The organism is Proteocatella sphenisci DSM 23131, assembly GCF_000423525.1.
Classification (GTDB): Bacteria; Bacillota; Clostridia; order Peptostreptococcales; family Filifactoraceae; genus Proteocatella; species Proteocatella sphenisci.
The window spans coordinates 1-23,773 of the sequence record NZ_AUID01000027.1 but is presented as its reverse complement, the minus strand read 5'-3'; the positions used below and the strand labels follow the sequence as shown (position 1 = coordinate 23,773).

The window sequence follows — 23,773 nt, the reverse complement described above, 5'->3', positions numbered from 1 at the left end:
AGACCTATGAAACTTCGAATTTAACTTAGCTTCACCAACACAAGCGTCAACAGACCAAGAATCATTTTTGATTTTTTCGCAGACATAATCAATGAAATCACTGCATATTAGACGTCGGAATTTTGGTCCACAATTCCTTCTATTTTTTTCGTATATAGATTTACCAGCATCTGAAAAATACAGTTCAATTTTTTTGCCGTGTTTTAACTGTGATACAGTCCCTTTACGTATTTCATTGAGGATTGTATTTTGAGCTCTATCGAGCGATTTTGCAATTTTGTAAGGAGACCAGCCCTCTGTAAGTCGAATTTGTATCGAATGTCGTTCGAAGTCATTTAAGTGTTTATGCTTGCGAAAATCTGTGTTATAGTTAGTATAGTCCATAGTGATTATCCTTTCTGACGATGTTTTGTGGTGAAATTATCGTAACACAGAAATGATCACTATGGGTTTTTTTATACAAATTTTCAAACTAGTTCAACTTGATTATACAATTGGCCGTTTTATATTTTCTTTTAAAAAAAGCAGATTCAAGTTTTAAGAGAATCTGCTTTTTTTAATATTAATAATTATGCTTTTTTTATCCCTATTTTTACATTTTCACCGTTTAGAACGTCTTCTGCCATTTCTTCTGTTTCCTGATTGTTTATTTCAACAGCAAGAGTCTCATCTTTAATATATTCTAAATGTAGATTTACTGCATTCATCAATTTTTCAGTTCCTGTAATATTTATTATAATATTATCCATCATTTGAAAATCTTTATTTTTTCTCATTTGTTGAACTTTTGAGATGCATTCTCTTGCAAATCCTTCGTTTATCAATTCTTCTGTAAGGTTTGTATCTAGTATGATAAATAAATTATTTTCAGTAGCTACATCAAATCCTTCTTTTGCAGATATATTAATTAGTACATCTTCTTTTGAAACATTAAACACTTCTCCATCAAGGTCAAAACCAATAGTTTCTCCTGATTCTAGTTTTTCCACAGTATCTTTAGGATCTAGTTTTGCAAGTTGTGAAGAGAATAACTTAAGTTTTGCACCTAACTGTTTTCCTAAAATTGCAAAATTCGGTTTTAGAGAATAGTCTATATATTCATTAAGATTACTTGAATAAACCACTTCTTTTGCATTGAGTTCTTCTTCTATCAACGAAGTCAAATCTCCCATTATAGACTCAAGCTTAGCATCAATAAACACTTTTGCAATAGGCTGTCTTACTTTTATTTTTACAGCTTCTCTGGACGCTCTTCCCAGTGTCACAAGATTTTTCACAAGATCCATTTTTTCTTCTAAAGAAGGGTCTATTAGATCTTTGTTACACTCAGGATAATAACTTAAGTGCACAGAGTCTTCTCCAGTAAGATTTCTGTAAATTTCTTCAGAAAGATAAGGGGCAAATGGCGCTACCATCTGCGCAATTCCTACAAGTATCTCGTAGGTCGTGTTGTATACTGATTTCTTGTCCTCTGTAAGTTCGGTTGACCAGAATCTTCTTCTTGATCTTCTTATATACCAGTTTGACAAATCCTCGTTTACAAAGTCCTGGATTGATCTGATTACCTTTGTTACTTCATATAACTCAAGCTCAGTTGAAACCAAATCTTTAAGGTTGTTAAATTTAGAAAGCATCCATCTATCGAGCTCTGGCCTTTGTGCATATTCCACAAAAAATTCTTTTGGGTCTATATTGTCAGTATTTGCATAGAGTACAAAGAAATTGTATACATTTTTCATTGTTCCAAAGAATTTACTTTGTACTTCTTTTAATCCATCTACGTCAAATTTTGTTGGTACCCAAGGTGGAGAAACATAAAGTAGATACCATCTTAAAACATCAGCTCCATACTTATCAAACATTTCAAAAGGATCTACTGTATTTCCTCTTGATTTAGACATTTTTTTACCATCTTTATCCAAGATAAGGTCATTAACCAGTACATTTTTATATGGAGCTTTGCCAGTAACGAATGTTGAAATCGCAAGTAAAGAATAGAACCAGCCTCTAGTTTGATCTATTCCTTCGCAGATATAATTTGCTGGGAAGAGTTGATCAAAATTTTCTTTATTTTCAAATGGATAATGATGCTGAGCAAATGGCATAGAACCAGAGTCAAACCAGCAGTCAATAACATCTTTTACTCTTTCCATGGTTTCGCCGCATTGGTCACACTTTATATGCACATCATCAACATAAGGTCTATGGAGCTCTATGGTTTCTGGATCTACATTTTCTATTGCTTTTTCGGCCAATTCTTGCCTTGAACCTATGGATGTCTTATGTCCACAGCTACAAGTCCATATATTAAGAGGTGTTCCCCAGTATCTTGATCTGGATATTGCCCAGTCATTAAGATTTTCAAGCCAGTTACCAAAACGCTTTTCTCCGACATGCGCTGGGAACCAGTTTACAGTATTATTGTTTTCAATCATTTTATCCTTATATTTTGTCACTTCAATATAATAACTTGGTTTTGCATAATAAAGTAAAGGTGTCTGACATCTCCAGCAGTGAGGATAATTATGATCCATTTTTTCTTTTTTGTATATCTGATTTTTAGCTGCAAGATATTTTATAATATCTACGTCCAGACCATCTTCCATAACAAATCTTCCAGCCCATGGAGTTGCAGTATATTTGCCATCTTCACCTACAGGCTGAAGAACTGGAAGATCATATTTTCTACCGACATTATAGTCATCTTCACCAAATGCAGGCGCTGTATGAACTATACCTGTACCATCTTCAGTCGTTACATAATCACCAAGCACAACATAAAAAGCTTTTTTGTCTGGTTTTACAAAATCCATTAACTGCTCATACTCCAGATACTCCAGGTTTTTACCTTCAATTTCTTCAAGTACTTCAAATTCTTCTCCTAATACCTTGTTGGCTAAAGTTTTTGAAACATAGTATATGTCATTGTTCTGTTTTACTTTAAGGTATACCTCTTTAGGAGAAACTGCAAGTGCAACGTTTGAGGCAAGTGTCCAAGGAGTAGTTGTCCAAGCAAGGAAATATTCGTTTTCTTTGCCTACTAATTTGAATTTTACAATAAGAGTATTGCTTTTAATTTCTTTATAACCTTGAGCCACTTCATGCGAAGCAAGCCCGGTTCCGCATCTTGAGCAGTAAGGCAAGATTTTATGACCTTCATAAATAAGGCCTTCTTTAAAATACTTATCCAGTATCCACCATTCAGTTTCTATAAAATCATTATCCAGCGTTATATAAGGATTGTCCAGATCAATCATGTAGGCCATTCTCTCAGTCATGTCTCTCCATTGGCTTTCATATTCAAATACTGATTCTCTGCACTTTTCGTTGAATTCTTTTATTCCGTATGCTTCAATATCTTGTTTAGAACTCAGATGTAATCTTTTTTCAACTTCTATTTCCACTGGTAAACCATGGGTATCCCATCCAGCTTTTCTTTTTACCTGATATCCTTGCATTGTTCTGTATCTGCAGACATAATCTTTAAGTGTTCTTGCTATTACGTGGTGTATGCCTGGCTTACCATTAGCTGTAGGGGGACCCTCATAAAATACAAATGACTCTCCCTCTTCTCTTTCGTCAACACATCTGTGTAATAAGTCTATATTGTCCCAATACTTCCTTATTGCTTGTTCACCTTCAGCGGCTGGGCCGTGATATAAATCATTAAACTTCATATATTTCTCCTTCTCTTAATATATTTTATATTAAAAAATATTAAAAAATCCCTACACATAAATGTGTAGGGACGAATCATCGTGTTACCACCCTAGTTCAGATTATATTATACAATCTCTCTATAGTTTTATAACGGTAAACCAACCGTAACTCACTAATAAATACACATTTTTTCAATGGTATCGTTTCATGAGTTATGCCAAAAGATGATATTCATGATAGTTTTATGCAGGATTCGCACCATCCACCTGCTCTCTTAAATAAATTTCAATCACTACTGGTCTTTTCATTGCCTTTGTTTTTATGTGCTAATAAAAACATTTTATATGAATAATTCAAAATAATCAAGATATTTTTATTGTTTTAGCATTTATATGCTAGTTTTTTTATCTAACATATCTTCTTTTATTACATTAATACGCTGTGTTTGTTCAAATTTTTTATCGAGTATATCAGATTTCAGTGATACATCACCCATTAACGTTGTCATCTTGTTTTTAAAAAGTATAAATTCTTTACGGATATCTTCATATTCATTTTGAATCCTGACAACCTCATTATTAGCTGAGCTTATAATGTTTTTTGCATTAACCTGAGCCTCTTTTATTATCAGTTCTTTTTCTATTCCAGCATTAATATGTATGTCTTCAGCTGTTTTTTTAGAAATAATAAGTGTATCTTTTATGGAGTTTTCCAAATTTTTATAGCTTTCCAACTGTTCTTTGAGATACTCTAATTTCAATTTTAAATCAGAATTCTCTTTGTAGATTTTTTCATAATCCAGTTTGACTTCATCCATGAATCTGTCAACTTCCTGATCGTTATATCCTCTCATTGTTTTACGAAATTCTCTGTTTTCTATATCTAAGGGAGTTAGCATATTTTCACTTCCTATACTTTTTTATCAGTATTCTGATTTTATTTTTTTTTGTTAAAGAAATTTCATCAACAAATATTATTCTTCCATAGCCTTTTACTGAAATTATACTTTCAGGGGAAGGAGCTTTTGCTGAAGATTTTATCATCTCATAATCAACTTTAACATTCTCGTTTTTAATTAAATTTTGTGATTTTTCTCTCGATATATCAAATGCCGCTGATAATACGGCGTCCAATCTCAAGGAGGATACACTCACCGAATGTTGGGTATACTCTGGTTCCACATACCTGAAATCAGCAAAATCATACTCCGTTTTTTGTACTCGGACATTTGCAATTTTTTCCATATTAAATATTAGATAATCCTTAAATGTTTCCTGTAATATCACGTAGACTCCATCATCATTGATACATATATCTCCAATGTTTTCTCTACTCAACCCAAGACTCATAATACTTCCCAAATAATCTCTGTGTCCTACTTCTCTGTATTTAAAATTTCCAGTAATTTTTATCATACTTATTTCAGATTTAATGTCTTCTGGCGAAAAATAATCAGGATAAATGTACATGATTTTTCTTTCCGCTTTATCATATCCACCAGATTCATGATAAGATATAGTATCAATTCTTTTTAAGATAGAGATTAAATTCTTTAATTCATAAGGATTAAGAAATTTGGTATGTCTAATTTCATAATTTTTGATTACCGATTCTACCAAATCTAAGGATTTCGTCAATGTTAATCTTAACTCATCGTCATTAATATGACTCACAAGTCGACTTTTATCTAAAATTATTGTCATAATTAACTACCACAATACATAAAAGACTATTTTTCTTAGAACTGATAACAATACCAAAGCAATTATTGGTGATATATCTATACCGCCAAGGTTTACATATCTGTAGAGTTGCTTTTGTATAGGGTTTAATATCGGGCTTACTATTTTATCCAAAGAACTTTTTATAGAATAAAGTCCATCAACAGGAAACCAAGAAAGCACTGCATTAATTATAATTGCCATTTCAAAAAATTGTATAACAAGACTTACTAACTTATATATCATTTATTTACTCCATTCAAGATTGGGCTTTTATTACTGCCATCTGAAAAAACCTTTAGATTCTAGTTCTTTCTTGATGTTTCCATCAATATCAGTATTTTCAGGGGCAAGCAGAAAAATACCTTTGGATATTTTCTTTATCCTGCCGTCCATAGCATAGATAGCACCATTTAAAAAATCAAAAATTGTCTTTGCAATTTCAGGGTCATTGACTGATTCCAGATTTACAATACAAACCTTTTTAGCTTTAAGGCTGTCTACAATAGCAGGTGCGTCTTCATCATAACTTGCTGGTTCATAAATCATTACTTTCACTTGACTATTTACTCCAGAAGCCATACTCTGACCTAAATTTACAACTTTACCGCCAGTTTGATATTTTGGTAAAGGAGTCATTTCATCATATCCATCTTCTACTTCTTCATCATCGTAATCATATTCATCTTCGTAGTCATCATTTTTCTTTAAAAATGAGAATAATCCTTTTGATTCTTTATCTGCCATCAGTCATCCTCCTGTATATTAATATACTTATAATACTTCTATTAATAATATCACAAATATGCACTGTTATCAATATTTTGCAAAAAATTAGTTCCCAGGCTGCAGATTATTTAATTATATCCCGTTCTCCAAATATAGCCGTCCCTACTCTTACGAATGTAGCTCCTTCTTCGATAGCTATTTCGTAGTCATTAGACATGCCCATTGACAAGTGTTGCATATTTACACCAGAAATATTCATTGATTTTATTTCGTCAAAAATGGATCGTAATTTTTTGAAGTAGGGTCTGGCATTTTCACTGTCCTCAAAATAAGGAGCCATTCCCATCAAACCACAAATTTTTATGTTTGAATATTCTTTTGCAATTTGCTTTACCAGTTCCATTACGTCTTCGATTTCAGTTCCGTGCTTGGTATCTTCTTCAGATAGTTTAACTTGAATCAGACAATTAATAGTGCGGTTGTGCTTTTTGGCTTGCTTATCAATTTCTTTAGCTAATTCAACTCGGTCTAAGGAATGGATCATATATATTTTATCTGCAATGTATTTTACTTTATTAGTCTGTAAAGTTCCAATTAAATGCCAGTTTACATCAGTGTTTATTTCAGAGTATTTACGCTGAATTTCCTGCACTTTGTTTTCACCTATGTTGTTTGTTCCAAGGTCTATAACTTCATTTATTTTGTCACTCTCTACAGTCTTGGTTACAGCAATAAGCTCAACGACTTGATTAAATTTACTTTTATTTACCGAATTACTTATTTTTTCAATGACTGATGATAAATTTTGTTCTATACTCATTACTTCACCTTCCTTCCTTCAACTACATTGTCGGGGTTAATTATAACCTCGTCATATAAATTCACTTTTGTTAAATCTTTTTTATAGGTAGCTTCATATGGAATTGTAAAAAACTCTTCATTTTTAGCTCCAACTTCATCAATCGCTTTGAAAACCGAAGTTCCCGTCCTGTCTATTACATAAATACCATTTTTTCCATCTTTATTTATCAGAGCTGAATTTGGTATTTTTAAACCTTTTTGGTATTCATACTCAATATCTGCATTATATTTTCTTTTTTCATAGAATTTGAAATTTTCATCTTCAACTCGAAAATACCCTGCAAATTTACCGTCTGATCCTTTTTGAAAATCTTCGAGCCTGGCTTCTATCTTAATGTCTTCTATATAAATATTTACAAGTTTCTCAGTATATATATAATCTATATCTTCTTTTGTAATCTCACACACAAGATACCATTTGAAATTTTCGACAATCCGACCTAGTGGAGCTCCCTTAGATTTCAATATGCTATAGTCAACAGGCTCCGAATCTTTTACTGATTTAATGTCTGACACATTAATATTCTTAATATCACGAATATTAAATTTATCTTCATAGCCGTCATAATATGAAGTCACTATCCCAATATAATTAGAATATACTAAAGAATTTTTGCTTTCAAGTTGTTTTTTTAACTCTGTTCTTTCAGCCTTAAGCTCTTCAATGGACTTGACGTGACCATCTTGAGCAGGAACAAGATACTGCTTTTTATTGTTCAAAGCAATTACCTCTTTTTTAAGTATATCAATATACTCTATTTCGCCAGTATTTAGTCTGTTTTGAATTTCTTTATAAAGATAATCCAATCGGTTATTTGTTTTGTTTAATTCTTCTTCTGTATTTTTTTCCTCTGAATTGTTTTTTAAAGATGCAATCCTTGAGTCTATAAGCTCAATTAGATAATTGTAATTGACACTATCACTTTGGTTTTTAGTCTTTGCTATTGCCTGTCCTTTTTTTACTTTCTCCCCTTCAGGATAAATTAACTCGAAGTAACCATCTGAGGGAGCATAAAAGACTTTTTCATTTTTAACAACAATCATATCTCTTTTTACAGTTCGACTCACTTCTCCAATATCAACAATAATAGTTTTTATAGAGGAAATATTAATCATATTATATAAATTGTACATTACAAAAACTGATATGCAAAATAATACAACTATCATAATTACTATATTAAAATCTATTCTTTTTTTCTTTTTTTTGATTCTTTTTCTTTGATTTGTCATATCATTACCTGCATTATACTATCTTAATGTTAATGAGTTCTTCATTTTCATGTTTTTTGTCTCTATTCATTAGATTGGCAATGGCGCTTTTAATTTCTCTATTTTCAAATATAACTTTATACATTTCATTAACAATTGGCATATCGATTTCCAGCTTTTTAGAAAGTTCATATGCAATTTTAGTTGCATTAATACCTTCTACAACCATATTTATTTCAGTTTTTACTTCATCAAGCGTATAACCTTTTCCAATTAAAATACCCGCTCTTCTATTTCTTGAATGCGGAGATGTGCAAGTTACAATCAAATCTCCCATTCCCGCCAAACCAAAAAATGTAGATACATCAGCACCAAGTTCTACAGATAGCCTTACTATTTCAACAAGACCTCTGGTCATCATCGCTGCTTTAGTATTGTCTCCAAATCCAAGCCCGTCAATTATCCCGATTCCTAAAGCTATGATGTTTTTAAAAGCGCCTGCAAGTTCAACACCTGTTACATCCGAATTTGTATAAACTCTTACAGACGTCTTTATAAAAAGTTCTTGTACTCTTATCATGGCTTCACTCGATTTTGATGCAGATACTATTGTCGTTGGCATGTTTACGGCTACTTCTTCGGCATGAGAAGGACCAGATAAGGAAACAAATTTATTATTTGGCAATATCTCTTGTACGATTTCCGAAGTCCTCTTGTTTGTCCCGATTTCAAGACCTTTAGACACATTGACTATAATAGTAGACTCATCAATAAAATTTTTTATCTTGTTTAACGTTTCCCTGTTTGACTGTGAAGTCACTGCCAGAATAACTATGGATGTATTCTTTAGAGCTTCTTCAATATTAGATGTTGCATTTAAGTTTTCAGGAAGCTTGATATTTTTTAAATATTTAGAATTTTCCTTGTTAATATTAATGTCATTTATGACATTAATATTTCTCCCCCATATAAAAACATTATTTCCTTTTTCCGCTAAGAGTTTTCCAAGAGCAGTACCCCAGCTGCCAGAACCTAATATGGCGATCTTATCCATAAAATCCTCCTATTTTTTTGGGTCTCCAACTTTATTTTCTGTACCATTTATCAATCTTTTGATATTTTCTCTATGTGAATAAGTTACAAGCATACCTAATATCACACTAATTATAACTATATTCATATTATTTGTAGTAAATATCTGAAGGATCGGAAAAGTCAAAGTTCCAATAATTGAGCCAAGCGAAATATACTTTGTCCTGATTACTATTATAGCAAAAATCAAGAGTCCAATTAAAGCGTGAGCTGGAGCAATCACAAGCCCAACTCCAAGTGATGTGGCCACTCCTTTACCGCCTTTGAATTTAAGCATCAAAGGAAATATATGACCTATCACTGTTGCTATTCCACATAAAAAACCCAACTCAACTCCACCGAAATATAAACCTATACATGCAGGAATTACCCCTTTTAAAAGATCCATTAAAAAAACTGTAATCCCAACTTTTTTTCCTAATACTCGCATTACATTTGTGGTGCCGGCATTTCCTGAACCATGCTGTCTGATATCTATGTTTTTAATTTTTCTTCCAATAATAACTGAAGGAGAAATATTCCCTATAAAATATGACATGATTATTAATGGTACAATTATCTTTAAATTATACATTTCTTCTCTCCTGAATCTATTTTCTCTCGCCTTTTTCTCTTCTTTTGACTACCAGAGGAGTACCTTCAAAACCAAAATTTTCCCTTATTTTATTTTCAAGATACCTTTGATATGAAAAATGGAATAATTCATTATTGTTAACAAATATTGCGAAGGTAGGAGGCCTTACTCCTACTTGCGTTGCATAATAGACCTTAAGCCTTTTTCCTTTATCAGATGGCGGCTGATTAAGCATTACCGCTTCCCCAATAACATCGTTTAACAATCCTGTTGGAATTCTTCTTGATGCCTGTTCTATAACGTAATCAATTGAATCCTTTATTTTTCCAAATCTCTGACCTGTAAGTGCAGATATGAATATTATAGGTGCATACATCATAAAAGGAAGTTCTTCTCTGATTTGTTTTGTATGTTTTTTTATAGAATCATTATCTTTTTCTGGAAGATCCCATTTGTTTACTACAATAACTATGCATTTACCTTCATCGTGGGCCATTCCTGCAATCTTACTGTCTTGCTCTGAAATACCTTCGTTTGCATCTATTACCATGAGCACCACGTCTGCTCTTTCAATAGCAGTGTAGGATCTTATTACCGCATATCTCTCTATATTCTCTTCAATTTTATTCCTTTTACGAACACCCGCAGTATCAATAAATAAATATTTTTTACCTGCAATTTCTTTATAAGTGTCTATGGCATCTCTTGTTGTTCCTGCTATCGGGCTTACAATAACCCTGTCTTCACCAAGTATTCTGTTAAGAATTGAGGATTTCCCAGCATTAGGTTTTCCTACAATAGCAACCTTTGTTACGTCTTCTGCATATTCAGTATCTAGATTTTCAGGAAAATGAGAAATTATCTCATCCAACAAGTCTCCAATACCTAAGGCATTTACTCCAGAAATAGGATGAGGTTCTCCAAGGCCAAGTTCATAAAAATCATAGAAATTATCCGGCAAATCACGGTTATCTACTTTATTCACTACTAAAAGTATAGGTTTTTTTGTTTTTCTAAGCATTACAGCGATTTCTTGATCTTGAGGTGTTAGTCCATTTTTTACATCTACAATAAAAAGAATTACATGCGCCGTATCCATTGCCAGCTGAGCTTGTTGTCTCATTTTGCTTAAAATTATCTCATCTGATTTAGGCTCAATTCCGCCAGTATCTATTAGAGTAAAATAATTATTAAGCCATTCTACTTCAGCGTATATTCTATCTCTGGTTACCCCTGGAGTATCCTCAACAATGGATATTCTTTTTCCTACCAGTTTATTAAATAATGTAGATTTTCCTACATTAGGTCTTCCAACTATTGCTACTATTGGTCTCATTTTTTCTCCTGTTTAATTAATAACCTTTATAATCTCATTAACAAATGAACTTCCAACTACCTCACATGCCACTACTGGGATTTTGAGTTTATTTGAAATTCCATCGACAGTTTCATTATCAAGAAAAACTGGATCTGCATTTCCATCTCTCAGCATAACCGAAGGAATAAAAAGGCAGTCTCCAAGCTCTGATTCTTTAAGCTGCTCATATAAATCTGTCCCCGTAATTAAGCCGGCAACAGTAATCTTATCTCCAAAATAATCGTTAACAATTCTCTTTACTGTGATTTTTAAACCTGGTATAGATCTTGTAATTTTATCACCGATACCGCACATGAATTCATACGCAGATGTACCTGTGGCAATGCTAATATGTTTATTTTCAGCCCTATAATCTTTCCCTATTGAAATCAAAGCATCATCAACTTGTTTTTCAAACATTCTTATAAGCCCAACTCCATTTTCTATTTGTGAAAAATCTTCATAGTCCTTATACTCAGGAAGACAACGGTTAGCTATTATATAAAACTCATCAGAAGCATAGACAAATCTTCTTCCAATTTCTTTGTGGAATTTTTTTTGCAGATTTTCAATTTGCTTTATAAGTTCTATGGCCGTTTCTTGAGTAAATATATCTAATGATGCCAGATTTTCTCTGAATTTTGTAATACCTACTGGCACAACCGCTATACTCCCTAAGTTTTCGCAGTATTTGGCAAGGTCTTTAATTGTATTGTCAAGATCGTCCTTGTCATTATATCCAGGTACACATACGATTTGTGCATTCATTTCAATATTCGCTGCATTTAATCTACTTATCTTAGCTTCAATATCTCCTGCAAACCTATTGTTGAGCATTTTTTTGCGAATTTCAGGATTTGTGCTGTGAACAGAAATATTAACTGGACTAATCCTGTACCTAATCATCTTATCTATGTCTTTATCTTTCATGTTTGTCATAGTGATAAAATTTCCCTGCAGAAATGATAATCTTGAATCATCATCTTTTATATAAAGCGTGTCTCTCATTCCTTCAGGAAGCTGATCTACAAAACAAAATACGCAATTATTATTACAGTTTCTTACAGAATCTATAATAGGGTTTGAAAATTCAAGACCAAGATCTTCGTCGTAATCTTTTTCTATGTCATATATTATTAATTCTCCATTTAAATGCTGTATCTCAAGTTCAATATATTCATCTGACTGTATAAACTTATATTCAATTACATCCTCAATTTTTTGAGAGTTTATTGAAACTAGAATATCTCCTTTTTGTATTCCACACTCATCAGCGATTGAACCTTTTTTTACGCCACAGATGATATTGCGAAAATCAGATTGTTTTAATTCCATTTCTTCTCCAATTCATAAAACCACATTAAAATTCCCTTAAGAATCCATAGATTCTCAGATATCATTTTATCACATTTTATATGGGTTTCATACTTTTAATTTTTTTATAAAATCCAAAGCATTGTTCTCAAATTTATTATTCCCAGGATTATAATATACAACATCTTTTATTGAGTCTGGCAAATACTGTTGATCCACATATGATTTTTCATAATTGTGAGGGTACTTGTATGTTTTTTCTGGGGATAAACTTTCAAATCCAGCATAGTGAGAATCCCTTAAGTATACTGGAATATCATTGATGTTATTTTCAATAATATCTTTTAAAGCCGTATCAATTGCCATATACGATGCGTTTGATTTTGGACTTATGGAAAGCAAAACTGTAGCCTGCGCTAATGGAATTCTAGCTTCTGGGAACCCTAACATGTATGCTGAGTCAACGCACGATTTGACTATACTGATAGCCTGAGGATATGCAAGTCCAACGTCTTCGGATGCAATTACAATCAATCTTCTGCATATGGAATCAATGTCTTGTGCATGAACCAGCCTGGCCAAATAGTGTATCGCAGCATCGGGATCGCTTCCTCTTATTGATTTTTGAAAAGCACTTAATAAATCATAATGCGAATCTGAATTTCTATCATATTCTATAACCTTTGACATACAGACTTGTTTGATGTTTTCTTTACTTATTGTAAGTTTGTTTGATAAAGAGTAAAACTCAATAAGAAGTCCTAGTATATTAAGTGATTTTCTAAAATCTCCATTCGATGCTCTTACTATTGAATCCAAATCTTCTTTTGTATAAACAATGTCCATATCGTTTTGTTTTTTAATACACTTTATTAATCCGTCTCTGATTTCTATATCACTTATATTTTTGAATTCTATAAGTGAACACCTGCTAAGCAAGGATTTATAAATATGGTGATACGGATTTTCCGTTGTATTTGCAATAAGTATTACATTTCCATATTCTATATACTCCAGTAGCAGCTGTTGTTGTTTTTTATTAAAATTTTGTATTTCATCAACAAAAATTATGACGGTAGTGTTTTTATTAAACCCTTCCAATTGACTTGTGATATCTCTTATATCCTGGGTTTTAGAATAAGTTGCATTGAGTTTATAACTCTTTAATCCCGAATTGTCCATAAGAATAGTAGCAAGTGTGGTCTTACCTGTACCCGGCGGCCCATACATGATCATATTTGTGATTTTTTTTTGCTTATACAGTTTATCTATTATCATGCCTTCTGAAAGGATGTGTTTTTGACCAACCATATCCTCAAGAGAATCAGGTCTTACTTTTTGATAAAATGGTATTTCCATATATTCACCTCAAAAAACTCAAGCCTGAGTTTCCTCAGGCTTAGATGCTGTTAATCGTCTCTTATCTATATGATGTTTTTTCTAATTCTTCAAGCAGCTTGTCATTTAGAATTCTTATGTGAGTCCCCTTCATACCAAGTGATCTTGAATCTATAACTCCAGCACTTTCAAATTTTCTAAGTGCGTTAACTATAACTGATCTGGTTATTCCAGCTCTGTCCGCAATCTTACTTGCTACCAGCAACCCTTCACTACCATCAAGCTCTCTGAATATATGCTCGACTGCCTCTCTCTCAGAATAAGATAGAGTACCTATAGCCATTTGTACAACAGCTATTTTTCTAAGTTCATCTTCCATTTCTTCGCTTTTGGCTCTTAGTATTTCCAAACCAACAACTGTAGAGCTGTATTCAGCCAATACCAGGTCTCCATCATTAAATTCGTTTTCATATCTAGAAAGTAAAAGAGTTCCTAATCTTTTCGCATTGCCTATTATTGGAACTATCGTTACAAGCTTGTTATAACTTGAAATTTCCCCCTTTAATACTGCCAGAAGACTTTCTCTGGTTAAGTTTGCCATAGTTTCATTTATTTTGTTGATTGCCTCAACATGATCAGTTGGAAACTTTCCATCTCCTGTTGCTTCGTCGAAAATAATAGAACTGTCATTTTCATGTGTAAATGATGATCCAAGTACTTTTCCTTTTGAGCTTATTATATACACATTGGAGCTCAAGACTTCATTCAATATTTCACTTAACTCCGGAAAAGATACAGGATTAACACCTGAGTTTTGTAATATTTTATTAATTTTCCTGGTTCTCTCTAATAATTCGCTTGCCATATATTCCACCTATTCCTTAAACATATTATTATTAAATTGTAAAAAACACAATTTCTCCTATTTTTGTTATATCATAATTTTTTATATAATTCAACAGAATTTTTGCATTTTTACTAAAAAATACGACTTTTCTTACGATTCTTAATTGTTTGTCTTTTTAACTTTGCTGTTTTCACACTCTTTATTTGAGCAAAGTTCCTGTTTCGAATTTTTTGTTATTTTTTCAACCATATAACTATCACATAAATCACATGTATTGCCTGTGGGACGATTCCATGAAACAAACTTACATTCAGGAAATCTTGAACAACCAAAGAAATCTCTGCCTTTTTTAGTCTTCCTTACAATAGCATCGCCGTCTTTGCATAGTGGACATTTTACACCTATTCTCTCTAAAATAGGCTTGGTATTTTTACACTCCGGATAAGTTTTGCAAGCCATGAACTTACCAAAACGTCCATGCCTTATGACCATGTTAGAACCACAGACTTCACATATTTCATCTGTTTCTTCAACTTCCATCTGAATTTTTTCCAAAGTTTCTTCAGCGATTCTAATTGATTCAGCAAAATTAGGATAAAATCTGGCAACAATGTCTTTCCATTTTTCATTACCTTCTTCTACCATGTCGAGTTGCATCTCCATCTCCGCAGTAAAATCAATATCAACTATATTAGAAAAATTTTCTTCCATTATAGTTGTAACTATGTCTCCAAGTTCGGTAATGTATAAGGCATTGTCCTTTTTTTGTATATATCCTCTTGCAAGTATAGTAGCTATTGTAGGCGCATATGTGCTTGGCCTTCCTATACCCTTTTCTTCAAGGATTTTAACTAGTGTAGATTCTGTATATCTTGCCGGTGGTTGGGTGAAATGCTGGGTACCATTTGTATTTTTAATGACATATTCTTTTGCAATTTCGAATTTTGGCAATTCTACTTCTTCCGTTTTAGCGTAAGAATATACCTTTAAAAATCCATCGAATTTCATTACACTTCCCGTTGCCTTAAATACATTGTCAGATACACTTCCTTGTATATTTTGTGAATCAAATTTCGCATCACTCATAAGACATGAAACAAAGCGTTCCCATATCATTTTATATAATTTATGTTGGTCCCTGCTTAGTAAATCTTTAAGAGAATCCGGAGTCATATTTATATATGTCGGCCTTATACATTCATGTGCATCTTGTATTTTTTTGCCTTTTGATGCATTGTTTACATATTTTTTAAAATATTTATCACCATAATTGTTAATTATAAACTCTTTAGTGTTCTCTTGTGCTTCTTCTGAAATACGCTGGGAATCAGTTCTTATATAAGTAATAAGTCCTAAGGTCCCAGAACCTTTAATATCCACTCCTTCATAAAGCTGTTGTGCAATACTCATTGTTTTTTTTGTAGGAAAAGATATCTTACTTCCAGCCTCTTGTTGAAGCAAACTCGTAGTAAATGGTTTTGGAGCAGACCTTTTTCTTTCTTTCATTTCTATAGAATCGATAATTATATCTCTATTTTCCATAGAACTTAATATTTTATCTGTTTCTTCTTTGTTTTTCAGTTCTTTTTTTCTTACTTTTTCATCAGCATTTTTATGACCATAATACTTAAATTTCGCAGTTTTTTTATCATCGCCTTTAACATCGAGTTCTATATTCCAATATTCTTCAGGCTCAAATGCGTTTATTTCAGTTTCTCTGTCTCTGATTATTCTGGTCGCTACAGATTGGACTCTTCCTGCACTCAAACCTTTTCTGACCTTACTCCATAGAATAGGGCTGATTTGATAGCCTACCAATCTATCAATAACTCTTCTTGCCTGTTGGGCGTCTACTATATCCATGTTGATTTTTCTTGGATTTTTTATCGCTTTAGTGACTGCTTCTTTTGTTATTTCGTTGAATTCTATTCTGTAAGCCTTGTCGTCATCTATCTTTAATAAATTTGCAAGATGCCACGATATTGCTTCACCTTCTCTATCAGGGTCAGTTGCAAGGAATATTTTATCAGCTTTTTTCGCTTCTTTTTTAAGCTCAGATACAATATCTCCTTTACCTCTTATTGTTATATATTGTGGTTCAAAATTGTTTTCCACATCTATTCCTAATTTGCTCTTTGGTAAATCTCTTATATGTCCTACTGAAGCCTTAACTGTATAATTCTTTTTTCCTAAAAACTTTTCAATAGTTTTAGCTTTAGCGGGAGATTCGACTACTACTAGATTTTTTGCCATAATTCACCTCAAATATTTTTATAGAGAGTACATTCCATTCCCTAGATCTTTAACAATTCCTTTTATTTCCAGAATGTTTAGGATTCCTATTATATCCTTTATTTTAAATTTTGTAAAGAACGCAATTTTTTCAATATTTTGAACACCTTTGTCATTTAAAATATTTATTACCGTTTTCTCGGTTTCTGAAACTATTCCTTCTTTTATCTGAAAACTCTGAGCAAAACAGATATGAGGATATTCTTCTTTGATATCTTCTATTCTTGTAACAAGCTTTGCTCCATATTTAATTAAATTATTAGTCCCAAAGCTATTTTTAGAGTTTATATTTCCAGGTATTGCAAATACCGTTTTCCCTTGTTCGAGTGCAAAATCAACCGTCGTAAGCGTTCCGCTTTTTTCCCCAGCTTCTATAACAAGCGTGCCTTGAGAAATTCCGCTGATTATTCTATTCCTTTGCACAAAATGATATGGTTTTGACTCTATTCCCATAGGATACTCAGATATTATCAAACTACCACACTCCACGAGGTCAGACAAGAATTTTATATTTGATCTGGGGTAAATATTCCCAAAAGAAGTCCCGAGTACTGCTATAGTTTTTCCTCCTGATTCATGAGTTGATTTATGACACTGCGTGTCTATTCCTTTAGCAAATCCACTGACGGTCACAACATTTATTTGAGCCAGTTCCTTAGCAAATTTTGCAGCAGCAAAGACTCCGTACACAGTTGGGGTCCTGCTCCCAATTATAGATATTGAAAAATTTCTTATCAGATCTATACAACCCTTGTAATATAAAAGATAAGGTGGGTCCGGAATCTGTTTGAGATTTTCAGGAAACTCCTCATCATGCCACGTTATAAATTTTATTTCATGTTCATTCATATGTGATTGAACTTCTAGCAAGTTTTCATATTCACTTATAATATCGCTGTACTTCTGCCTGGAAACTATATTCTTTATATCATTCTTTGAGATTTTAAAGCAACTAAGCGAATCTACCATCTCTGTAATTTCAAAAAATTCTTTACAGGTAACCTTAGCCCTGTGTAATATTAATGTAAGTTCTCGGATAAAATCACCCCCAATATTTATCAAGTGGTTTTCTAAATGAGACTGCCTCTGATATATGATAGATGGTTATAAGTTCAGCATCATCTAAGTCCGCAATCGTTCTTGATACTTTTAATAATTTATGATAACTTCTTATGGAAAGTTTGTTACTATTAAATACCATGCTTATAAATTCAGATGCTTCTTTTGTCATTTTACAGTATTTTTCAATATCTTGAGACCTTAAACCGTCATTGTATATATTTTTACACTGCTTATATCTTTTTCGTTGGATACTATGAGCAATCATTACACGATTTCTTATATCTTCACTCTTTTCTTCACTATATTCAGATATTATATCTTCAAAATCAGTCGGATGGACTTCTACAAACAAGTCAAACCTGTCAAGAAGAGGAGTCGATGCCTTTGACAAATACGACTTTATTCTATACTCACTACATTTGCACTCCTTATATGGACTGTTATAGTTTCCGCACGGGCAAGGATTGCAACATGCAACCAGCACAAAATCACAAGGATATATGTTAGTTCTCTTAATCCTATTTATAGCAATTTTTTTATCCTCAATAGGTTGCCTCAGCGCTTCTAATGTTCTTTTATCAAACTCAAGGAGTTCATCTAAAAATAAAATTCCATTATGTGAAAGTACTACTTCCCCAGGAGTTGATGCAGCTCCACCTCCTATAATGGATTTTGTAGTTGCTGTATGGTGTGGTGACCTGAAAGGCCTTACCTTTTTTATTAAGTTTTCATTAAAAAGACCGGCGCTGCTATATATTCTGCTTACTTCAAGGTACTCTTCATCTGACAATTCTCCCATTATGCTCACGATACGTTTGGCTATCATCGTTTTTCCCGAACCTGCAGAACCTATCATGAAAAGATTGTGCTTTCCAGCGGCACATATTTCTGCTGCCCTTTTTGCCACCAAATTTCCTTTTATATCACTGTAATCAAGCTCGAAATCATGAGTTGTTTTTGTACCTGAAAGTTTAATTTTCACAAGTTCATTCTTTCCAGACAGATAAGCTATTACTTCAGCCAAAGTTTTAACCGGATATATTTCAACATTATCAATAACTTTGGCTTCGTCATAATTATCAAAAGGTACTATTATTTTTTCAACTGTAGAGTTAGTTTTGGCATTTAATATGAAGGGGATTACTCCTTTAACTCCAGCAATATCCCCATTTAAAGAAAGTTCTCCTATAAAAGCAGTTTTTTCGGATCTCTCTTTAAGATACTCATATTCACTGTTTAATATACACACCGCTATTGCCAAATCAAAATGAGATCCTTCTTTTTTTATATCAGAAGGAGAAAGGTTTATTATTATTTTTTTAGCAGGATACTTAAGCTTGCTGTTTGTAATTGCCGACTTAATCCTCTCTCTCGACTCTCTTACAGAAATATCAGGAAGACCAACAATTGAAAAAACTGGGATACCCTTTGAAATATCCGACTCAACCGTAACTGTGTAACCATCAATACCATCTAATGCACAAGTCATACTTTTATAAAACAAAGTTTACTCCTTTCTGAAAAAGAAAGATTAGAATGAATTTTGAAAATGTTGTATGTATTTATTGTCAGTGTATATTTCGATAACATCAAAACGGATATGATCATATATTAAAAAATTTTCAGCAATATAGGATCTTGCAACATTCTTTATTCTAGATTGTTTTTTATGATTTACTGCTTCTCTTGCGAATGCAAAATCACTATTTTTTCTAGTTTTCACTTCTATGAAAACTAAAACGTTCGAATCCATTGCAATTATATCAATTTCACCAGATTTAACCCTGTAATTTCTTGCAATTATGACATATCCCTTATTCTCAACAAATTTAGATGCAATGCCTTCACCAAAATCACCTACAATTTTTGTATTCATTTTTTCTCCTGTAAAATGCAGTAGATTGAACCTATTAATGATTTTTTAATTCAAAAACATTTTATCAGTAAATTCGCTATATTGCCAGTGTTAATTTAGAATTTTTTAAATTTTTCAAATATTGTATCTTAACGTGTATGTAGAAACACAATATAATACACACAAAAAAAGAACCTGATAATCCAGATTCTTTTCTTTTTTTAGTTTTACTATTAAATTATTTATTAACTACTTGCAAAAAGCAGAATAAGCTTTGAACGTCATGTAGGCATCAACCTTACTTACAATTTCATAAGGTGCATGCATACTTAGCACGGGTGTTCCACAGTCAATTACCTGGGCTCCGTAATTAGCAAGTATATAAGCGATGGTACCTCCTCCGCCTTGATCAACTTTTCCAAGCTCTCCAGTTTGCCATACTACGTCGTTATCATCAAACAAAGATGCAACTTCGTAAGTAAATTCGGCATTTGCATCATTGCATCCGCCCTTACCCCTGGATCCGGTATATTTAGTCAATGCCACTCCATTTCCAAGTATTGCATTGTTGCTTTTTTCAGTTACTTCCGGAAACGATGGATCTACACAACAGTTGACATCGGCTGAAAGCACTTTAGCATTAGAAAATGCTCTTCTTAGTTTAAGATCAGAGTAGTCCCCTTGCAAGTTTATAAGTTCAGCTATCATATTTTCAAAAAATCTAGACTCCATCCCAGTATTTCCCTGAGAACCCACTTCTTCTTTGTCAGCAAAAATCGCGCATGACATTAGTTCTGTTTGATCCACATCAAGAATGGACTTTAGCGCTGCAAATGCACAAACTCTGTCATCGTGACCATAAGCCATTATCATAGATCTGTCAAATCCAACCTCTCTGGCTCTGCCTGATGGTACCAATTCAAATTCAGCACTCAAAAAAGAACGTTCATCAATATCATATTTTTCTTTAAGTATCTTTAATACATTTCCTTTAAATGCATCTTTTTGCTCTTTGCCTTCTTTGTCGAGCGGAAGCGGTCTGCTACCTGCCACTACATTTAGCTGCTCGCCTTTGATAACTTCTGAGGCCTTTAACTGCATCTGATCACCAGACAGATGTATCAACAGATCATTAATGAAAAAAACAGGATCGTCTTCTTGATCTCCTATGGCTATATTGATCTTTTCTCCTGAATTATTGTATACAGTTCCATACAAGCTCAAGGGTATAGTAGCCCATTGGTATTTTTTTATACCACCATAATAGTGAGTTTTAAAAAGCGCCATATTTGAATCTTCATAAAGTGGATTAGGTTTTAAATCTATTCTTGGAGAATCCACATGAGCTCCCAGCATTTTAAATCCGCTTTCAATGTTCTGATTTCCAATAACAAAAAGCATCGCAGCTTTATGATTATTTTCAGCATATATTTTCATACCAGGCGAAATTGGCGCTTTTCTAACAATCAAATCTTTCAAATCTATAAATCCATTTTCTTTTGCTTGTTTTATTATCTCATTTATACATACTCTTTCCGTTTTAGATTCATCGATAAAGCTTATGTATTCAGAAGAAAATTTTTCTATTGCATTTTCTTCATCTTTTCCAATCTTATACCATGCATTTTTAATTTCATATTTACTCATAATAACACCTCCAGTTGTGGTTAAAAATAAAATTCTATAATTTATATCTTAATTTTAAATTTACATTGTTAACTTCTGATATAGTTACGATATGATCAGTATTTACAAGCAATTCCTCATTCGTTGACTCTTCAACCAAGTATAGAAATTTATTATTTTCAAGATAGTCTTTTATACTCAATTCACTTAGGAAAAATCTGCTTTCCTCATTATCAAGAACAATTTTATATACCTTCATTTCTTCTCCTAACTATATTGTTGATACTACATTAATATCCACTTTATTTCCTAATTTTTTCTTCAAATCATAAATTATACTCGTTTCAGGATTTTCTCTCCTGCTTTCTCCCATTATTATTATGTCAACCTTGTTTTTTATAGCTGATTTTACAAGCGAATCTAAAATATCATCAGATTTAACAAGTATAAGATTTGCATCAAATTTATTGCATACTCCAAAAAGATATTCAAGTGCTTCTCCAGATGCTTCATTTTTAATTACACTATCTTTAGAAACATTAATTACATGAATTTCCCCCGGTGCTGTTTCCAAGATATCTAATGCATTATATATAAGCCTCTCACAAACTTTTTGATCAGTGACGCATACCATGATTTTTTTCCCCTTCATATTATGAAGACCTCCTTGTAGCAAATAATAATACATGTTTTGATAATAATATTATTATCATTATTTTTTCTTTTCAGTTGTAATTATATCATAATGAATTATTAATTGTAATACTGTATAAAATTAAATGCAAGCCAATGTGTTGCAATATTCTGATTTTTTAAGTTCGATGCACACAGTTTTACTATTAGGTGTTTTAATTTTTACCAGTTTGTGATATATTATAAGTGTAAAAATAATAATTAAAAGGAGATAGATTACCATGAAATTTTCAAAAAGAATTGAAGCAATGCAATCTTCACCAGTTAGAAAGTTAGTTCCTTACGCACAGGCAGCTAAAGCTGAAGGGAAAAAAGTTTATCATCTTAACATTGGACAACCTGATGTAAAAACTCCTGCTGTATTTTTTGATGCAGTAAGAAAATTCGATGCACAAGTACTTGAATATGCTCTTTCTCAAGGTATTCCAGAGCTTATAGATGCTATAGTTGACTACTACAAAGCAAATGGCCTTAACTATGACAGCGGAGAAATTCTTATAACAAACGGCGGAAGTGAAGCACTTATGTTCGCTATGCTTGCTGTTTGTGATCCGGGCGACCAGATACTTGTACCTGAGCCTTTTTACACAAACTACAACGGATTTGGATCAACAGTTGACGTAAGTCTTACTCCTGTTACTACAACAGCAGAAAACGGATTCCACCTTCCTTCTAAAGAAGAAGTCCTTGCAGCTATCACACCAAGAACAAAAGCTATACTTCTTTCTAATCCTGGTAACCCTACAGGTGTTGTTTATACTAAAGAAGAAGTTAGAATGTTAGCTGATATAGCTATCGAGAAAGATCTTTTCATTATATCAGATGAGGTTTACAGAGAATTTGTATACGACGGAGAAGTTCATACAAGTTTTGCAAGTATGGAAGACGCTGCTGACAGAGTTATACTGATTGAATCTATATCAAAAAGATTCAGTGCATGTGGAGCCAGAATAGGTTCGCTTGCTTGTAAAAACAAGCCTCTTATAGCTCAAATCATGAAACTTTGCCAGGGAAGATTATGCGTTCCAACAATCGAGCAAGTAGGAGCAGTTGAGCTTTATAAAATGCCAAAATCTTACTATGACGAAGTTTGTGCCGAATACAAAGGAAGACGTGATATAGTTTACAAAGCACTTCAGGAAATGCCTGGCGTTTTATGCGAAAAACCAAAAGGGGCACTTTATGTTGTTGCAAAACTTCCAGTCGAAGATGCAGAAGAATTTATAATCTGGATGTTAAAAGAATTCGATTATAATGGAGAAACTGTTATGCTGTCTCCAGCTGAAGGATTCTATGCAACAAGTGGATTAGGTAAAAATGAAGCTAGAATCGCTTATGTTCTTAATGCAGAAGAGCTTGAAAAAGCAATGAACTGCCTTAAGGAAGGACTAAAAGCTTACACAGCACTTAAAAAATAAATAAAAGGGGCTGTCGGAGAATGACGTTTTTTGACCCCTAAACTTTAATAATTAAAAATCCCAGATTATTCAACATCTACAAAAATGTAGAGAACCGAATAATTTGGGATTTTTTTGTTTGA

The 23,773-nt window shown here is 32.7% G+C and carries 22 protein-coding genes and 1 other annotated feature; of the genes, 1 reads left to right on the top strand and 21 read right to left on the bottom strand.

The window, feature by feature from the left end:
- From G558_RS0109980 to G558_RS0109880, 21 genes are all read right to left on the bottom strand, one after another.
- A partial coding sequence (locus G558_RS0109980; protein ID WP_028830045.1) for a helix-turn-helix domain-containing protein occupies window positions 1-384 on the bottom strand: 384 nt, incomplete at its 3' end.
- Between the two features lie 185 nt (window positions 385-569).
- Complete coding sequence (ileS, locus tag G558_RS0109975) at window positions 570-3,677, bottom strand: isoleucine--tRNA ligase (protein ID WP_028830044.1); 3,108 nt, start codon at window positions 3,675-3,677, stop codon at window positions 570-572.
- A gap of 64 nt (window positions 3,678-3,741) precedes the next feature.
- Window positions 3,742-3,977: a binding site (T-box leader), on the bottom strand.
- A 71-nt stretch (window positions 3,978-4,048) separates the two neighbouring features.
- Complete coding sequence (locus tag G558_RS0109970; protein ID WP_028830043.1) at window positions 4,049-4,558, bottom strand: DivIVA domain-containing protein; 510 nt, start codon at window positions 4,556-4,558, stop codon at window positions 4,049-4,051.
- Between the two features lie 4 nt (window positions 4,559-4,562).
- Window positions 4,563-5,363 carry a YlmH family RNA-binding protein gene (locus tag G558_RS0109965; RefSeq protein ID WP_036931893.1) on the bottom strand — a complete coding sequence of 267 codons (801 nt, stop codon included), beginning with the start codon at window positions 5,361-5,363 and terminating at the stop codon, window positions 4,563-4,565.
- 6 nt (window positions 5,364-5,369) lie between these two features.
- Window positions 5,370-5,627: a YggT family protein gene (locus tag G558_RS0109960; protein WP_028830041.1), complete on the bottom strand. Its 258-nt coding sequence runs from the start codon at window positions 5,625-5,627 to the stop codon at window positions 5,370-5,372.
- Window positions 5,628-5,657: 30 nt separating this feature from the next.
- Window positions 5,658-6,128 carry a cell division protein SepF gene (locus tag G558_RS0109955; protein ID WP_028830040.1) on the bottom strand — a complete coding sequence of 157 codons (471 nt, stop codon included), beginning with the start codon at window positions 6,126-6,128 and terminating at the stop codon, window positions 5,658-5,660.
- 106 nt (window positions 6,129-6,234) lie between these two features.
- Complete coding sequence (locus G558_RS0109950; protein ID WP_028830039.1) at window positions 6,235-6,930, bottom strand: YggS family pyridoxal phosphate-dependent enzyme; 696 nt, start codon at window positions 6,928-6,930, stop codon at window positions 6,235-6,237.
- Window positions 6,930-8,204, bottom strand: a complete 1,275-nt coding sequence (locus tag G558_RS0109945) for an HlyD family efflux transporter periplasmic adaptor subunit (RefSeq protein ID WP_028830038.1) — start codon at window positions 8,202-8,204, stop codon at window positions 6,930-6,932. The genes G558_RS0109950 and G558_RS0109945 overlap by 1 nt, the downstream gene beginning before the upstream one ends.
- Before the next feature lie 13 nt (window positions 8,205-8,217).
- Window positions 8,218-9,237, bottom strand: coding sequence for an NAD(P)H-dependent glycerol-3-phosphate dehydrogenase (locus G558_RS0109940; protein ID WP_028830037.1), 1,020 nt, complete (start codon window positions 9,235-9,237; stop codon window positions 8,218-8,220).
- A 9-nt stretch (window positions 9,238-9,246) separates the two neighbouring features.
- Window positions 9,247-9,849, bottom strand: coding sequence for a glycerol-3-phosphate 1-O-acyltransferase PlsY (plsY, locus tag G558_RS0109935; protein ID WP_036931892.1), 603 nt, complete (start codon window positions 9,847-9,849; stop codon window positions 9,247-9,249).
- Between the two features lie 16 nt (window positions 9,850-9,865).
- Window positions 9,866-11,185, bottom strand: a complete 1,320-nt coding sequence (gene der / locus G558_RS0109930; protein ID WP_028830035.1) for a ribosome biogenesis GTPase Der — start codon at window positions 11,183-11,185, stop codon at window positions 9,866-9,868.
- Between the two features lie 12 nt (window positions 11,186-11,197).
- Window positions 11,198-12,541 carry a DUF512 domain-containing protein gene (locus G558_RS0109925; RefSeq protein ID WP_028830034.1) on the bottom strand — a complete coding sequence of 448 codons (1,344 nt, stop codon included), beginning with the start codon at window positions 12,539-12,541 and terminating at the stop codon, window positions 11,198-11,200.
- An 87-nt stretch (window positions 12,542-12,628) separates the two neighbouring features.
- The gene (locus G558_RS0109920) at window positions 12,629-13,879 is read right to left on the bottom strand and encodes a replication-associated recombination protein A (protein WP_028830033.1); all 1,251 of its coding nucleotides are present in this window, start codon (window positions 13,877-13,879) and stop codon (window positions 12,629-12,631) included.
- Between the two features lie 61 nt (window positions 13,880-13,940).
- The gene (gene codY, locus G558_RS0109915; RefSeq protein ID WP_028830032.1) at window positions 13,941-14,723 is read right to left on the bottom strand and encodes a GTP-sensing pleiotropic transcriptional regulator CodY; all 783 of its coding nucleotides are present in this window, start codon (window positions 14,721-14,723) and stop codon (window positions 13,941-13,943) included.
- 141 nt (window positions 14,724-14,864) lie between these two features.
- Entirely contained in the window at window positions 14,865-16,958 is a 2,094-nt protein-coding gene (gene topA, locus G558_RS0109910) for a type I DNA topoisomerase (RefSeq protein WP_028830031.1), read from the bottom strand.
- An 18-nt stretch (window positions 16,959-16,976) separates the two neighbouring features.
- A complete protein-coding gene (gene dprA / locus G558_RS0109905) occupies window positions 16,977-18,059 on the bottom strand; it encodes a DNA-processing protein DprA (protein WP_051188635.1) in 1,083 nt (360 codons plus the stop codon).
- Window positions 18,040-19,563, bottom strand: a complete 1,524-nt coding sequence (locus G558_RS0109900) for a YifB family Mg chelatase-like AAA ATPase (protein WP_028830029.1) — start codon at window positions 19,561-19,563, stop codon at window positions 18,040-18,042. The genes dprA and G558_RS0109900 overlap by 20 nt, the downstream gene beginning before the upstream one ends.
- A gap of 27 nt (window positions 19,564-19,590) precedes the next feature.
- Window positions 19,591-19,935 (bottom strand): YraN family protein, encoded by a 345-nt coding sequence (locus tag G558_RS0109895; RefSeq protein WP_028830028.1) that lies wholly within the window; start codon window positions 19,933-19,935, stop codon window positions 19,591-19,593.
- Between the two features lie 228 nt (window positions 19,936-20,163).
- Window positions 20,164-21,564, bottom strand: a complete 1,401-nt coding sequence (locus G558_RS0109890; protein WP_028830027.1) for an aminopeptidase — start codon at window positions 21,562-21,564, stop codon at window positions 20,164-20,166.
- A gap of 31 nt (window positions 21,565-21,595) precedes the next feature.
- Window positions 21,596-21,799 carry a hypothetical protein gene (locus G558_RS0109885; RefSeq protein WP_028830026.1) on the bottom strand — a complete coding sequence of 68 codons (204 nt, stop codon included), beginning with the start codon at window positions 21,797-21,799 and terminating at the stop codon, window positions 21,596-21,598.
- Between the two features lie 12 nt (window positions 21,800-21,811).
- Complete coding sequence (locus G558_RS0109880; RefSeq protein WP_028830025.1) at window positions 21,812-22,192, bottom strand: adenine nucleotide alpha hydrolase family protein; 381 nt, start codon at window positions 22,190-22,192, stop codon at window positions 21,812-21,814.
- Window positions 22,193-22,454: 262 nt separating this feature from the next.
- Here G558_RS0109880 and G558_RS0109875 point away from each other — a divergent pair, with 262 nt between their 5' ends.
- Window positions 22,455-23,651, top strand: a complete 1,197-nt coding sequence (locus G558_RS0109875; RefSeq protein ID WP_028830024.1) for a pyridoxal phosphate-dependent aminotransferase — start codon at window positions 22,455-22,457, stop codon at window positions 23,649-23,651.
- The last annotated feature ends 122 nt before the right edge of the window (window positions 23,652-23,773 follow it).

Coding starts and splice junctions, on each gene's coding strand:
- ileS (WP_028830044.1), bottom strand. CDS start 3,677: ATGAAGTTTAATGATTTATATCACGGCCCAGCCGCTGAAGGTGAACAA.
- G558_RS0109885 (WP_028830026.1), bottom strand. CDS start 21,799: ATGAAGGTATATAAAATTGTTCTTGATAATGAGGAAAGCAGATTTTTC.
- plsY (WP_036931892.1), bottom strand. CDS start 9,849: ATGTATAATTTAAAGATAATTGTACCATTAATAATCATGTCATATTTT.
- G558_RS0109950 (WP_028830039.1), bottom strand. CDS start 6,930: ATGAGTATAGAACAAAATTTATCATCAGTCATTGAAAAAATAAGTAAT.
- topA (WP_028830031.1), bottom strand. CDS start 16,958: ATGGCAAAAAATCTAGTAGTAGTCGAATCTCCCGCTAAAGCTAAAACT.
- G558_RS0109925 (WP_028830034.1), bottom strand. CDS start 12,541: ATGGAATTAAAACAATCTGATTTTCGCAATATCATCTGTGGCGTAAAA.
- der (WP_028830035.1), bottom strand. CDS start 11,185: ATGAGACCAATAGTAGCAATAGTTGGAAGACCTAATGTAGGAAAATCT.
- G558_RS0109960 (WP_028830041.1), bottom strand. CDS start 5,627: ATGATATATAAGTTAGTAAGTCTTGTTATACAATTTTTTGAAATGGCA.
- G558_RS0109945 (WP_028830038.1), bottom strand. CDS start 8,204: ATGACAAATCAAAGAAAAAGAATCAAAAAAAAGAAAAAAAGAATAGAT.
- G558_RS0109965 (WP_036931893.1), bottom strand. CDS start 5,363: ATGACAATAATTTTAGATAAAAGTCGACTTGTGAGTCATATTAATGAC.
- G558_RS0109920 (WP_028830033.1), bottom strand. CDS start 13,879: ATGGAAATACCATTTTATCAAAAAGTAAGACCTGATTCTCTTGAGGAT.
- G558_RS0109970 (WP_028830043.1), bottom strand. CDS start 4,558: ATGCTAACTCCCTTAGATATAGAAAACAGAGAATTTCGTAAAACAATG.
- G558_RS0109955 (WP_028830040.1), bottom strand. CDS start 6,128: ATGGCAGATAAAGAATCAAAAGGATTATTCTCATTTTTAAAGAAAAAT.
- G558_RS0109895 (WP_028830028.1), bottom strand. CDS start 19,935: ATGAATACAAAAATTGTAGGTGATTTTGGTGAAGGCATTGCATCTAAA.
- G558_RS0109940 (WP_028830037.1), bottom strand. CDS start 9,237: ATGGATAAGATCGCCATATTAGGTTCTGGCAGCTGGGGTACTGCTCTT.
- G558_RS0109880 (WP_028830025.1), bottom strand. CDS start 22,192: ATGAAGGGGAAAAAAATCATGGTATGCGTCACTGATCAAAAAGTTTGT.
- G558_RS0109875 (WP_028830024.1), top strand. CDS start 22,455: ATGAAATTTTCAAAAAGAATTGAAGCAATGCAATCTTCACCAGTTAGA.
- codY (WP_028830032.1), bottom strand. CDS start 14,723: ATGGCAAGCGAATTATTAGAGAGAACCAGGAAAATTAATAAAATATTA.